The organism is Pontibacter actiniarum, assembly GCF_003585765.1.
Classification (GTDB): domain Bacteria; phylum Bacteroidota; class Bacteroidia; order Cytophagales; family Hymenobacteraceae; genus Pontibacter; species Pontibacter actiniarum.
The window spans coordinates 4575558-4589519 of the sequence record NZ_CP021235.1 but is presented as its reverse complement, the minus strand read 5'-3'; the positions used below and the strand labels follow the sequence as shown (position 1 = coordinate 4589519).

The 13962-nt window shown below is 53.4% G+C and carries 14 protein-coding genes; 10 read left to right on the top strand and 4 right to left on the bottom strand.

Going from position 1 to position 13962, the window contains the following annotated elements; genetic code table 11:
• Positions 1–20 precede the first annotated feature (20 nt).
• The gene (locus CA264_RS19950) at positions 21–266 is read right to left on the bottom strand and encodes a type B 50S ribosomal protein L31 (protein WP_025609168.1); all 246 of its coding nucleotides are present in this window, start codon (positions 264–266) and stop codon (positions 21–23) included.
• 191 nt (positions 267–457) lie between these two features.
• On the opposite strand from CA264_RS19950, the gene CA264_RS19945 reads away from it, so the two are divergent.
• The 6 genes from CA264_RS19945 (at position 458) to secDF (ending at position 6594) form a co-directional block, all read left to right on the top strand.
• Complete coding sequence (locus CA264_RS19945) at positions 458–973, top strand: phosphoribosyltransferase family protein (protein ID WP_025609167.1); 516 nt, start codon at positions 458–460, stop codon at positions 971–973.
• Between the two features lie 59 nt (positions 974–1032).
• Positions 1033–1611 (top strand): non-canonical purine NTP diphosphatase, encoded by a 579-nt coding sequence (locus tag CA264_RS19940; RefSeq protein WP_025609166.1) that lies wholly within the window; start codon positions 1033–1035, stop codon positions 1609–1611.
• A gap of 82 nt (positions 1612–1693) precedes the next feature.
• The gene (gene udk, locus CA264_RS19935; RefSeq protein WP_025609165.1) at positions 1694–2314 is read left to right on the top strand and encodes a uridine kinase; all 621 of its coding nucleotides are present in this window, start codon (positions 1694–1696) and stop codon (positions 2312–2314) included.
• A complete protein-coding gene (locus CA264_RS19930) occupies positions 2311–3003 on the top strand; it encodes a potassium channel family protein (protein WP_025609164.1) in 693 nt (230 codons plus the stop codon). Before udk ends, CA264_RS19930 begins: the two co-directional genes overlap by 4 nt.
• Before the next feature lie 43 nt (positions 3004–3046).
• Positions 3047–3421 carry an RNA methyltransferase gene (locus tag CA264_RS19925; RefSeq protein WP_237151147.1) on the top strand — a complete coding sequence of 125 codons (375 nt, stop codon included), beginning with the start codon at positions 3047–3049 and terminating at the stop codon, positions 3419–3421.
• Positions 3422–3597: 176 nt separating this feature from the next.
• Complete coding sequence (gene secDF / locus CA264_RS19920) at positions 3598–6594, top strand: protein translocase subunit SecDF (RefSeq protein ID WP_025609161.1); 2997 nt, start codon at positions 3598–3600, stop codon at positions 6592–6594.
• A gap of 766 nt (positions 6595–7360) precedes the next feature.
• Here the strand turns inward: secDF and CA264_RS19910 are convergent.
• Positions 7361–7972 (bottom strand): NifU family protein, encoded by a 612-nt coding sequence (locus CA264_RS19910; RefSeq protein WP_025609159.1) that lies wholly within the window; start codon positions 7970–7972, stop codon positions 7361–7363.
• Positions 7973–8269: 297 nt separating this feature from the next.
• On the opposite strand from CA264_RS19910, the gene CA264_RS19905 reads away from it, so the two are divergent.
• From CA264_RS19905 to CA264_RS19890, 4 genes are all read left to right on the top strand, one after another.
• Positions 8270–8455 carry a hypothetical protein gene (locus tag CA264_RS19905; protein WP_025609158.1) on the top strand — a complete coding sequence of 62 codons (186 nt, stop codon included), beginning with the start codon at positions 8270–8272 and terminating at the stop codon, positions 8453–8455.
• A gap of 258 nt (positions 8456–8713) precedes the next feature.
• The gene (locus CA264_RS19900) at positions 8714–10099 is read left to right on the top strand and encodes a sodium:proton antiporter (RefSeq protein WP_025609157.1); all 1386 of its coding nucleotides are present in this window, start codon (positions 8714–8716) and stop codon (positions 10097–10099) included.
• A 149-nt stretch (positions 10100–10248) separates the two neighbouring features.
• Complete coding sequence (locus tag CA264_RS19895; RefSeq protein ID WP_025609156.1) at positions 10249–10845, top strand: carboxypeptidase-like regulatory domain-containing protein; 597 nt, start codon at positions 10249–10251, stop codon at positions 10843–10845.
• Positions 10846–10900: 55 nt separating this feature from the next.
• Positions 10901–11134 carry a hypothetical protein gene (locus tag CA264_RS19890; RefSeq protein ID WP_025609155.1) on the top strand — a complete coding sequence of 78 codons (234 nt, stop codon included), beginning with the start codon at positions 10901–10903 and terminating at the stop codon, positions 11132–11134.
• Positions 11135–11152: 18 nt separating this feature from the next.
• Here CA264_RS19890 and aroC read toward each other — a convergent pair whose 3' ends face one another.
• Both aroC and CA264_RS19880 read right to left on the bottom strand, forming a co-directional pair.
• On the bottom strand, positions 11153–12232 hold the full coding sequence (gene aroC / locus CA264_RS19885; RefSeq protein WP_025609154.1) for a chorismate synthase: 1080 nt from the start codon (positions 12230–12232) through the stop codon (positions 11153–11155).
• 2 nt (positions 12233–12234) lie between these two features.
• The gene (locus tag CA264_RS19880; protein ID WP_071784633.1) at positions 12235–13683 is read right to left on the bottom strand and encodes a BatD family protein; all 1449 of its coding nucleotides are present in this window, start codon (positions 13681–13683) and stop codon (positions 12235–12237) included.
• Positions 13684–13962 lie beyond the last annotated feature (279 nt).

The following is a 13962-nucleotide window of genomic DNA, read 5'->3' as shown; positions in this document are numbered from 1 at the left end:
TTTTAACCGGGGTAAACCGCTTATTTCTTTGTGTAACGCTTGTTGAATTTCTCAACACGTCCAGCAGTATCCACGAAGATGTTTTTACCAGTATAGAACGGGTGAGAAGCAGAAGAAACCTCCACCTTGATTACCGGATACTCTTTACCATCTTCCATAGTGATTGTCTCTTCAGAAGTCATAGTAGAACGAGTGATGAATTTGAAATCACTTGTCATATCCTGAAAAACCACCTGTCTGTATTCTGGGTGAATGCCTTTTTTCATTATTGTAACGTTATTTAACCTTAATTTCTGAATCGGACTGCAAATTTAACAAGATTTATCTAAAGTAAAACGCTATAAGCCAAATTATTTTGTACACTTACCAAAAGGTGCCACCAAAGCAATTATATTTTTAATTTTGCCTAAGCGGCTCACGTATAGCACCGCATAAACAAACGCCAGGCTTTATACTTATGACACCACAAACAAACCACCAGAACCTGATACTGGACCGCACCCAGATTGAGCAAAAGGTGACGCGCATGGCCTACGAGATTTACGAGCACAACTTTGAGGAGCAGGAGCTCGTGCTGGCAGGCATCCACCAGGACGGCTACACGCTGGCCGAGATGCTGGCAGTGCAGCTACAGCAGATTTCCCCTATCAAGGTGTCCCTGCTGCGCATTACGCTCAACAAGGTGGCCCCGGTGCAGGACCCGGTGCAGCAGGAGCCCAAAAGTACAAGTATAGCCGGCAAGGCCGTGATTCTGGTGGATGACGTGCTGAACACCGGCAGGACGCTGGCGTACACGCTAAACACGTTTCTGCCGCAGAACCCCAAAAAGGTAGAGGTGGCCACGCTCGTAGACCGCCACCACCCGCTTTACCCGATCGCCTCCACCTACACGGGCTACTCACTGGCTACCACCATCAACGAGCGCATCGACGTGATTCTGGACGACGAGAGCTTTGGCGCGTACCTGCACTAAGGGTGCCCTGCCCACAAGGCCTCGCTATATAGTATACAAGTAACCACAAACCCACAAAAATGAAGAAGCTCTGCTTTGCAACCAACAACAAACACAAACTGGCCGAGGTAAGCCAGATGCTGGAAGGCAGGTACGCCCTGCTGAGCCTGGAGGATATTGGCTGCAACGTAGAACTGCCGGAGGAGCAGGACACGCTGGAGGGCAACTCGCGGCAGAAGGCCGAGTACGTGTGGCAGCACTTTAACGTGAGCTGCTTTGCCGACGACACCGGCCTGGAGGTAGCCGCGCTAGACGGCGCTCCCGGGGTGTACTCGGCCCGCTACGCCGGCCCGCAGCGCTCCGACAGCGACAACATCCAGAAGCTGCTGCAAAGCCTGGAGGGGCAGCAAAACCGCCAGGCCCGCTTCCGCACCAGCGTCACGCTTATCCTGGACGGGCAGGAACATCAGTTTGAGGGCATCGTAACAGGACGTATAACAGAAGACTGGCAAGGCGACAAAGGCTTTGGCTACGACCCCGTGTTTATGCCCGACGGCTACGACCGCACCTTTGCGCAGATGAGCGCCGAGGAAAAGAACGCCATTAGCCACCGTGGCCGCGCCGTACAGGAACTGGTGCGCTTTTTAAAGGCGCTGTAGCCGGGCCAGCATAAAAAAACCGTATGCATGTGGCATATACCTGTTAAAGTCGTAATTTTGTAGGCTGAAACTATAGCTCCCTATGCAAAAGCCATTCATCGTCGGAATTACAGGAGGTAGTGCTTCAGGCAAAACCACTTTTTTGAATAAGCTGCTGACGTCGTTCTCCCCCGAGAACATTTGCCTGATCTCTCAGGATAACTACTACAAGCCGCGCGAGCACCAGACCAAAGACCTGAACGGCATCGTTAACTTCGACCTGCCCTCCTGCATTGATGACGAGGCCTATGCGCACGACATCCTGAAGGTGAGCCAGGGCGAAACCGTTTACCGCACCGAGTATACTTTTAACAATCCTAACGTAGTACCTAAGCAATTGGAGTTCAGACCGGCTCCGATTGTGGTAGTGGAGGGCATCTTCGTGTTTTACTTTGAGGAGATCGCCAACCTGCTGGACCTAAAGGTGTACATCGACGCAAAAGAGTACATCAAGCTGCAGCGCCGCATTGTGCGCGACAAGGTAGAGCGCGGATACGACCTGGATGACGTGCTGTACCGTTACACGAACCATGTGGCCCCTACCTACGAGAAGTACATTAAACCATACAAGAACGATGCGGACATCATCATCCCGAACAACGCCAACTTTGAGCGCGGGCTGGAGGTGCTTACCACATACCTAAACGCTAGAATAAAAGCATGAGGCATAAATTTGCGGTAATCGGGCTGGGTATCTTCGGCAACTCTATTGCGACGACACTGGCAGAGCGCGGCGCCGAAGTCATTGCCATCGACAACGACGAGGACCATGTGGAGGCCATCAAGGACCAGGTAGCCTACGCCGTGGCGCTAGACGCCACCGACATCCGGTCGCTGGAGGCACAGAACATCCAGGACATGGACGCAGTGATTGTGGCCATCGGGGAGGACTTCGAGGCTTTGCTGATCACCACGGCTAACCTGCAGGAGCTGAACGTGAAGCGTGTGATCACCCGCGCCTCCAATAAGCAGCAGCGCCGCATCCTGGAGAAGATGGGTGTGCAGGAGATCCTGTCGCCGGAGGGAGAGGTTGGCAAAACAGTGGCCGAGCGCCTGCTGCAGCCAAGTATACGCACTTTCCTCCCGCTACCCGATAACTACGAGATCGTGGAGATTAACGCCCCGCGCAACATCGCCAACCGCAGTGTGGCCAAAATATCGCTCCGCGAGAAGTATAACCTCAACCTGATCACGATAAAGCGCTTTTTTGAGGAGATCCAGGACGGCAAGCCAACGCAGGTAGAGCACATTATCGGCGTGCCGAAGGCCGACACCATCATCTATCCATCAGATATCCTGTTGCTTATCGGCAAGAAGCAGGACGTAAAGCGATTTATCGATATTAACCGCTAATATTTCTTTTTTAAGAGAAAAGATTTCATATTTGCGATTGTACATGCCAAAAGCCGCTAACATATCCTGCCACCTCAGGCATCTCTTGATGTCGGTAACCCTGCTGTGGGCGCTCATGCTCAACGGCCAGGAAGTGGCAGCCTTTACGTCGGCGGCTGGCGCAACGCAGCAACCCAGCTCCAGGCTGGCCACTGCCCCGGATACAGAGGACAAGACAGTCGTAAAGCAGAAGGTATCGCTGGAGGGCACCACCTCTTTTGTGGCCCTCGACCTGCAGCAGGACATTGAGCCACTTCCGCAGCAGCCATCCTTCGGTTCCCCGGCCAACGAGCTTTTACCGGCCTACACCACCATTCCTCCCGGCAATGGTTTTGTGGCCCAGCTTATTCCAAACACCATACAGCCCAACGCCCCCTAGGCTGTACCCCTCCTATTGCCTTTCTCCTTTTATTTTTGCCGCCGCAGCGCTATATCTGGCCGCCGACGGAACATACGCTAGCCGCTTTGCAGTTATAGTACAGACATAGCTAAAGCGCTAAGGGAGAACCATTACTGTATCCAAGATCATACTATATACTTACTTTAAACTTAACAATGCGGAACAAATCATTAATTATCGTTCTGACGGTGATCGTATCGGCGCTCTGCCTGTACTACCTGTCGTTCTCGTTCATTGCCCGCAGCGTGCAAAACAAAGCCGAGCTTTACGCCACGGACGCACAAGGCAATGTCGACCTGCTTAAAAAGCAGACTTACCTGGACTCTGTTTGGAAAGAGCCTGTATTCCTAGGCCTTACCTACCAGGATGTAAAGGAAAACGAGCTAGGCCTTGGCCTGGACCTGAAAGGTGGTATGCACGTGGTGCTGGAGGTATCGCCTGTAGAGATCATCAAGTCGATGTCTGGCAACAGCAAAGACCCGAGCTTCCAGAAAGCGCTGGCCCGTGCGCAGGAGCTGCAGAAGAACAGCCAGGAGCGTTTCACGACGCTTTTTGCAGAAGCTTACCGCGAGGTGGAGCCAAACGGCCGCCTGAGCCGCATCTTCTCTAACACGGCCAACCGTGGCAAGATCAGCTACGAGTCTACCAACGAGCAGGTGATTGAGGTTATCGAAGCCGAGGTGGAAGACGCCATTGACCGCTCTTTCAACATCCTGCGTACCCGTATCGACCGTTTTGGCGTAACACAGCCGAACATTCAGCGCCTGAAAGGCACTGGCCGTATCCAGATCGAGCTTCCGGGCATCGACAACCCAGACCGCGTGCGCAAGCTCCTGCAGGGCATGGCAAACCTGGAGTTCTGGGAAGTGTGGTCTCCACAGGAGTTCAGCCCGTACTTTGTGCAGGTGGGCCAGTACCTGGATGAGCAGCAGAAAGCCGGCAAACTTAACATTGGCGGCACAAACGCTAACGCCGGAGACGCGACAGGCAATGTTTCCATCGTAGAGGAAGCCGGCCAGGACGTGTTGGCACAGGCTGCCGGCAACGACTCTATCCAGACAGACTCTGCCGCCATCGCCGCCGCTACCAAAGACACAGCAGCAACAGCGATCGACTCGCTTGCCAACAACCCGCGAACAGGCGTACTGGCTTCGCTCTTCACGCAGATGCCTGGTGGCATTGGCGCCAATGTACGCGACACAGCCCGTATCAACGACCTGTTTAGCCGCCCGGATGTGCGCTCTATTCTGCCTCCGAACATGAAATTCCTGTGGGGCGTGAAGCCGATCACAGGCGATAACGGAGCCGAGTTTGTGGAGTTCTACGCGATCAAGAAAGGCCGTGACGGCAAGGCTCCGATGACGGGTGAGGTAATCAACGAAGCCCGCCAGGATTTTGACCAGACCGGTCGCCCTGAGATCACGATGAACATGAACCCGACCGGCGCCAAGAAATGGGCCCGCCTGACAGGTGATAACGTAGGTCGCCAGGTGGCGATCGTGCTGGATAACTATGTCTACTCTGCCCCGGTGGTGCAGGGAGAAATCACAGGTGGTAACTCTTCCATCTCCGGTAACTTCACCATCGAAGAGGCACAAGACCTTGCCAACATCCTGAAAGCCGGTAAAATGCCAGCCCCTACCCGTATCGTGGAAGAGGCTATCGTAGGTCCGTCACTGGGCCAGGAGGCTATTAACCAGGGCCTGATCTCTACTCTGGCAGGTTTCGCCATTGTGGTTATCTTCATGATCGCTTACTACAGCCGCGGTGGTTTCATTGCTGACCTTTCCCTGCTGTTCAACGTGTTCTTTATCCTTGGTGTGCTGGCGCAGTTTGGTGCTGCCCTTACACTGCCGGGTATTGCCGGTATCGTACTGACTCTGGGTATGGCCGTGGATGCGAACGTACTGATCTTTGAGCGTATGCGCGAAGAGGCTGCCAAAGGCCTGAGCATGCGTGAGGTAATCAACGCCGGCTACGGTAAGGCATTCAGCACGATCTTCGACGCAAACGTAACGACTTTCATCGTAGGCTTTATCCTGTACTTCTTCGGTTCAGGCCCGGTAAAAGGCTTTGCCATCACGCTGATGATCGGTATCGTGACTTCGTTCTTCACCTCTGTGTTCATCTCCAGGCTGTTTGTGGAAAGTACCTTTAAGAAAGGCGGCAAGCTTGCCTTCTCTACTTCACTGGCCGACAAGATGTTCCGCAACATCACATTCGACGTGATGAAGTATAGAAAACCTGCTTACGCTTTCTCTCTGTTTATACTTGCTTTTGGCTTTGTGGCAATGGCTATCAAAGGCCCTAACCTGGGTGTGGACTTTAGAGGAGGCCGCTCTTATGTAATTGAGTTTGACCAGGCTGTTCCGGCTTCTGAGGTTCGTTCTGCCCTGATGGATGACTTCCAGGAGGCTGGCACTGAAGTGAAAACCTTCGGCGCCTCTAACCGCGTGAAAGTAATCACCAGCTGGCTGGCCGACGACGAGAGCATCGAGGCCGATGAGAAGGTAGCCACTGCCCTGGAGCAAGGCCTTCAGGAGTACAGCAACCTGACCCCGGAAATCCTGAGCTCATCGAAGGTAGGCGCCACCATGGCCGACGACATCCAGAATACAGCCTTGATCGCTGTGCTGCTGGCACTGGTTGGTATCTTCCTGTACGTGATGGTGCGTTTCAGCAAATGGCAGTTCTCACTGGGTGGCGTAGTTGCCCTTCTGCACGATGCCCTGATGATTATCGCAGTGTTCTCTATCCTGAACCTGTTCGGCATCTCCTATGAAATGGACCAGGTGTTTATCGCAGCGGTTCTGACTATCATCGGTTTCTCGATCAACGACACCGTGGTTATCTTTGACCGCGTGCGTGAGTACCTGAACGACAACCCGCGCTCCGGCATCAGAGAGGTGGTAAACCCAGCCCTGATCAGCACGTTTAGCCGTACTATCATCACATCTTTAACGTTGTTCCTGGTAGTAGTGGTGCTCTTCATCTTCGGTGGTGAAGTACTGCGCAGCTTCTCGCTGGCCATGATTATCGGTGTGCTGTTTGGTACTTACTCTTCCCTGTTCATCGCCACACCAATTGTGGTAGACACAACAAAAGAGAAAGCGAAGGAGCCGGCAGCACCAAAAGTGCAGCAGGCCCGCTAAGCCCATATGATTATAAGAAAGAAAGCCCGGGGCAGATGCTCCGGGCTTTTTTATTACAGGTATGTATAGTTTGCCCTGTTAAGCAGTTTACTGAACCAGCTGCAGCTATACCTGTGACAATACCCAGTCCCGCTGGCCCCGCTGGCGCAAGTCTTCAGACTTGTGACTTGTTATAATGTCGAGTTTGCAACTCGACTGGCTTGCAGAGCCATACCTGTTACTGCCTTGGCTATACTTGTACCTTTCTGGCGCAAGCGTCCGCTTGTGCCGCGACTGCTCCTGCTATACTTTTATAATAATTGCTTACCGCAACCTCAAGCAAGCTACCTTTTCTAGCTTCCGTTCATCCTGCAGCTCTCACGCACCTACTGTTTCACTTTACACTTTGGAGCGCTCATGCCCGCGAGGGCTCGTCTTGGGGGTAGAGGCCCTCGATAAGGGCATCGCGCTGTGCGCCTGAAGCTGCCCTCGCTCCGCTGCGGGCTGCCCTAGCGGGCACCGCAACAGGCACAAGGCGCTCAACCCAAGGACTGGGGGCAGTTCCGATAGCTACTGTCTTTACGTAGAGTTTTTTCTTCCTCTCAGCTAAGGCTCTCTCTTTAAGGAAAGGTTTTCCTATACAATCCAAAGTCACACCGCTTTCCAGACAGGTACACAAATGGCTGGCAGTGCTTCCAAGGCAAGAGCCGGAGAGGGCATAAAACAGAACAGCCAGCCCCTGGGTAGGAGCTGGCTGTTTTTATACGTTAAGCTTGGAAGGAGTAACTTACACGGTTACACCGTCAGCAACAACTTCTTTCACTTCAGGCACCATGCGCTTCAGCAGGTTCTCGATACCGGCTTTAAGCGTTACAGTGGCCGATGGGCAGCCGCTGCAGGAACCCTGCAGGTGCACCGTTACCACGCCTTCGTTATACGACTTAAAGGTGATGTTACCACCATCCTGCTCCACCGCCGGACGCACATAGTTATCCAGCAGGTCTGTGATTTTTTTGGCGATGTCTGCGTCTTCGGCTGATGTCTCACCGTTATCGGCCGTGGCTGCAGGCTTTGCGGCAGAGAACCCTTCGTTGAAGATCGGGCCGCCCGCCTCTACATAAGACTTCAGGAACGTGCGCAGCTCCGGGATCAGTTTTACCCACTCCAGGTCAGCGCTTTTGGTTACGGTCACAAAGTTACTCGCGATAAACACGCGCGATACGTAGTCGAAGTTGAACAGCTCTTGCGCCAGCGGCGACTCCAGAGCGCTCTCCAGGTTCGGATAATCCACGCTCTGGCCCTCAGGCAGCAGTTGCACGTTCATCACAAACTTCATCGACTCTGGGTTGGGGTTAGCCTCTGCGTACACAGAAACCATCTTTTCTTTATTTTCTGTCATGAGATTTCGCTGTTTAAGGTTAAAACCAGTGGCTATATCTTAAAGTTTCCAAAATTAGCCAATATTTATGAGAAGTGGTAAGCTTTGGCCCCCTCTTCCGTTTCTGTTGCCGGTAACAGCAGCCAGAGGCAGCGAACGACACAGGCACAGGCTCCCCCGCTACAGCCCTCGCATTGCACTAGTTACTGCTCAAGTTAAGTAAAAAACACCTTCGGAAGCAGCCTTTGCGCGGCTTTTATAGTATAAAAGCGGTAGTAGAGGAAGCCTACGGGCATCCTATGATTTAACCCAAGCATCATGAAAGAAGAAGAAAAAGAAGCGATAAGAAAAGAAATACTGAGAGTACAAGGCAAGCTAGACAGTTTAGTCGCACAGTTGGAAGACGGAGCGGAAAAGGCCTCAGAGGACGACGAGGACGTAGTGCGCAACGAAGATATACCGACAGTCTACATAGATACGACGCCAGGCCAGGAGGAAGAGTAGCTGTGGGCAACACGACGGGACCATGCCGGTAAAAGCGAGAAAGCACTTCTCGCTTTTTGCCTTTTACAGGCAGCCTGCCGGGCAGGGGCCGTTCTTTTTTGGCGTTCCACTGCCATCGGCTGCCGCTGCTGCTGCTCCATGTACCAACATCAATTATGGGGCAAACCCTGCAAACCGTTAGCTATTTAACCCAGAAACTGTATCTTTGTGCTGCAAGCAAATAACCTAGACCGGACTAACACAGCACCAATCTAAACCATGCTAAACAACCTCATTCTGTTGGCCCAGGCCCAGCACCTCGTCCCAATGTTTATGATTGTCCCATTCCTACTCCTGATAGGTATGATTGCCTCTGGCCCTATCTTTTTCGGACACTTCTGGGAACACAACTATAAAACCGTTGCCGTAACGCTCGGCCTTACCGTACTGGCTTACTACCTGTTTGTTCTCGGTGATTTCCACATGCCGGTGCATACGTTCTTCGAGTACGTTACCTTTGCCATCCTGCTAAGCTCGCTCTACATTGCCGCCGGCGGTATATACATCAACATCAACGCTAACGCGACCCCGGCCATGAATGTGGCTTTGGTAGCCATTGGCGCGGTTCTGGCCAACTTAGTAGGTACCACAGGTGCTTCGTTGCTGCTTATCCGCCCGTTCATACGCCTGAACGTGCACCGCATCAAGCCCTACCAGATCGTGTTCTTTATCTTTATTGTGAGTAACGCCGGTGGTTTGCTTACGCCCCTTGGGGACCCTCCGCTGTTCATCGGCTTCCTGAAGGGTGTTCCGTTCTTCTGGACGATGCAGCACCTGTTCCTCCCGTGGATTTTGGTCATCATTATACTTTGTGCCATCTTCTACGTTATTGACAGCCGTAACAAAGAGAACTTCCAGCCACGCCCTGAGGTAGTGGCGAAAAACACAGAGAAAACCGAGTTCTATATCAGCGGAAAGCGTAACCTGTTCTGGCTGGCTATCATCATCGGAGCCGTTTTCCTGGACCCGAACGTGATTGAGGGGCTGCCGCACATTGCCTATGACGGCAACAAGTTCTCTTTCCTGCGTGAGATCATCCAGTTGGGCGCAGCCTTTGCCTGCTACCGCTTCTCCAGCAAAACAGCGCTGGCCGGTAACCAGTTTAACTTCCACCCTATCCTGGAGGTAGTGTTCCTGTTCTTCGGTATCTTCTTTACCATGATGCCGGCGCTGCAGCTGTCTGCCGCTATCGCTTCGGCGCCTGAGTTCTCAGCCTTTATTACCCCGAACTTCCTGTACTGGGCAACGGGTACGCTCTCCGGCTTCCTGGACAACGCCCCTACCTATGCTAACTTCCTGTCGCTGGCCATGGCCAAGTATGACATGGCTCAAAACAGTGTGGTAGAGGTGAAGCAGTTCGCCACAGGCACGGGCGCCGACCCTGGCACCTTAGTGCTGCTAGAGGCCATCTCGCTCTCGTCCGTACTGTTTGGTGCGTTCACCTACATTGGTAACGGGCCTAACTTCATGGTGAAGGCCATTGCCGAAAGCGCGGGTATCAAGATGCCGACATTCTTCGCCTATATCATACGTTACTCTATCCCGTTCCTGCTGCCAGCGCTGATTCTGGTGTGGTACCTGGTGGTACACCTGCGGTTGGTGTAAGTGTAACAGCTAAGCTTAAAAGCCTCCTTTACTTGCGTAGGGGAGGCTTTTTTTATGGCTCCTGCTGAGGCAAAGCAAAATATACACACGGCTTTATCGTTAAAGTTATATATTTATATACAAGCTGTGCGAAGCCGTAACTCCTGCCTATGAAAACAAACACCGCTTCTCGCCTGGCGTTGGCCTTTTTAACTGTGCTTTTAAGCACAGCTACTGCCTTTGCACAGGAGCATGTGGTGCAGTTATCCGGCATTGTGCAGACCGGCGGAGATGAGAAAGCAGGATTGAGAGGGGCTGCAGTGTATGTACCCCACACCACCCGTGGCACACACACCAGCGAAGGCGGTTACTTTTCGATGCCAGTGCTTGCCGGCGACAGCGTGGTTATCAGCATGCTAGGCTATGGAAAGCAGTACGTCCTGATTCCGGAGGATATAAGCACCCACAGCTACGCTACAACTGTTACCCTTCAGGAGCAGGCAACCGAGCTTCCTACAGTGGATGTAATGCCATGGGCGACCGAGCGTGACCTGAGAGCAGCTATTGCTAAAGTCAAGCTACCAGCAACGCACACACCTAAGGTAAACGTAGGCGAAGTGCCAGGTGAATATGCCACAGATGGGCCTGCGATGGACTCTGAGGCCAGTGCAGCGCATGGCCTTCAGCAGCAGCAGATGCAACAGCAAAAGCGGATCCTGGTGCCCAGTGACGTTAAGCTGTTCAGTATCCCGATCAGGTACAAGTAAATCTTATCTTCCGTGCTATACACTGAGCCGTGCAAAGAATGAGACGGCGCCTGCATTGCTACAGCTGGATGTTAAGTTCCGGTTACTCCACGAGCCTTTCTCCGGGGTAGGGCCGCTGCTCCAGGGCAGCCTTAGCACAAAAGGTTTCACCATCACTGACCACAACGACAGAACCACGCTGCGGGCCAGCACGAGAACCCCCCTCCTGACAAACGGCTTTTGCCGGCCCACCCACTATGAGGAGGAACTACTCCAACGGGGACGTGTGCCCACGCGCACCTTTACCTAGGGCTGCTGCTTTAATCAGCTACAACTTGTTTACGCGCTGCCGCAGCAGGAAATCCGCGATCACTAAGGCTGCCATAGCATCTACAATAGGTACAGCGCGCGGCAACACACAAGGGTCGTGGCGGCCTTTGCCTTGTAGCGTAATTTCCTCGCCGGCATCGTTTATAGTTGTTTGCGGCTGCAGGATGGTAGCCACAGGCTTAAAGGCAACATTAAAGTAAATATCCTGCCCGTTGCTGATGCCGCCCTGTATGCCGCCCGAGTTATTCGTGCGGGTGCGCACGTTGCCCTCGTCATCCGTGTAAAACTGATCGTTATGCTGTGAGCCATTCAGCTTTACACCTTCAAAGCCACTGCCGTACTCAAAGCCTTTCACGGCGTTTATACTTAGCATGGCCTTACCCAGCTCTGCATGCAGCTTGTCAAACACGGGCTCCCCCAGGCCGGCCGGAACGCCCTTTATCACGCAGCTGACCACACCGCCGATGGTATCCAGGTTATCACGGGCCTCCTCGACCACACCAATCATACGGGCGGCAATTTTACCGTCGGGGCAGCGCACTTTGTTCGAGTCTATCTGGCTCAGATCCAGCTTGTGGTACGGCTTGCGCAGCTTCACCGGCCCTACCTGCGACACATAGGCCTGCACGGTGATGCCGTGGTGCTGCAGCAATTTGGCGGCCAGGGCACCGGCTGCTACTCTGGCCACTGTTTCGCGGGCAGAGCTGCGGCCACCGCCACGGTAATCGCGCAGGCCATACTTGGTGGTGTAAGTATAATCGGCGTGCGATGGGCGGAAGGCTTGCGCAATGTGGCTGTAGTCGTGGCTGTGCTGGTCTTTGTTGTTGACCACCATGGCAATGGGCGTGCCGGTCGTCTTGCCCTCAAACATACCCGAAAGTATCGTTACCTTGTCCTCCTCTTTGCGGGGAGTGGTGATATCAGACTGGCCGGGGCGGCGGCGGTCCAGCGCCTGCTGAATCTCCTCTGTGGTGATCTCCAGCCCTGCCGGGCAACCGTCCACTATCACCCCAACGGCCGCGCCGTGCGACTCGCCGAAGGTTGTTATCCGGAAAACGCTTCCGTAAGAATTGCTCATACTTATTTCTTTATGAAAACGAAAGCCGACACCGCCAGCAGCACCAGCAGAATAATGTTGGTGTAGCGCTTGATCTCCTCGAAGAGGTGCAAATCGACCAGCGTGTTGTCTTCGTTTTCGATGATGTTATAAAAAGAACCCAGATCTCTGGACAGCACCTGCGCATCGCTGTCGCGGGCACCGGTTATTTGCACCTGCAGCGTTGGCCGCAGCGTGTCGTAGGCAGCGGTGGCAGGGTTAAAGTAGATCCACTCCATGGCACTGCCCAGTGCGTAGGCACCCGGCTCGCGGGGCAGCACTGCGTACGAAAAGCTCTTGGCCCCCAGCACCCTTCCCGACCGCTTGGTCACGTCCTGCTGCACATCCGGCGGGTAGAACTCAAGCCCTGGGGGCGCTTCGGGCACAGGTGGCATAATCGCAGCCAGATTGCCCTCTCCCTCCACCTGGAAAACATAGGTAAAGCTCTTGTTTACCGGCACACTTCGCTGCGACAGGCGCTCGCGTAGCCGGTAGTTCCCCACTGGCACCACGTTGCGCAAAGGGTGCGGCGGCAGCTCCTTCACTTCCACGGTTTTGGGCCGGGAGTAGAATGTTTTATAGCCTTCCTGCCGCTCTTCGGCCACCAGGGTTGGTTTTTTAGCTACTTTATACTTGATCATCCGGAGCTGCAGCTGCGGAAACTGCAGGGGCTCCAGGTTGATGGGGAACAGCACTGCCTCATACAGCTTGAACCGAAGGTACGGTTCTCCCTGCACCGTCACGTTTTCCGGGGTAATCTCTGTAAAGTCAAAGGTTTCCTCCCACGCGTTCGGCTGTTTCAGCTGGCGCAGGATGCCGGTGATCTGGTTGCCGAAATCGTAGAAATCTAGCAGGCGCTGGTCTTCTTCGGCCAGGTAAAAGTACAGTGCCACGTGCACTCCCTCCCCCACAAACACCTCGTTTTTGCTCGTGTACAGCGAGAGAAACGCGTTATCGTCCTTGTCTACAAACTCAGGGGCCTCCTCCTGTTCCAGAGCCTCCTGCTCCTCGTCGAGCGTGATCAGGTCGGGGGGCAGGTTAGAGACCGGAGGCGCATTGGCCTGCATCGGCGTCACCTTTAGCTCCATCCCCTTCGACTGTAGCGTCTGCCCGTTCACCTTCATCGAGAAGGGCTTTAAAGTATACTCCCCTTCTTCCAGCGGTGCGTAGTTTTGGGTGATGGTGAGGATGGTGGTGGTGGTCCCTCCGGTAATGATGGTTTTGGTGGAGGAGTACTTGTTGCTTTTCTTAAAGCCTTCAATTTCCGGGAAGGGAGTGTATTCTTTCAGCTGCTGATTTTGCAGGCGCACCGACACCGTAAAGTACTGGTTCAGGGGCAGCGGGCTCTTTCCTAACTCAATGCTGGCCTGCTGTGCCCGGGCAGGCACAAATAAGGCAAGGCAAAGAAGAAGAGTCAGGGCTAAGAATCGCATGGAGGCAAAATGCTAACAGAAAACCAACAATGCAAATCTAACGATTCCAAGGCTCTGTTTCTGAGCTTCTGCCACAGTTTTTTCATAGTAGCCAACGGCACGGTTTCCAGAATAAAAAAGTGCAAATCAATATACCATCCCTGCCAAAAACTGAAAAAAAGCATGCAACAACGTGGCTTTTCCTGCAGCCAATAACACAGCGCACGGCACCGCCTCATCTTCTTTAAACACTACCGTACTGCCTTTAAAGCCCCTTTTCTGCAGCTTATAATGCTATAT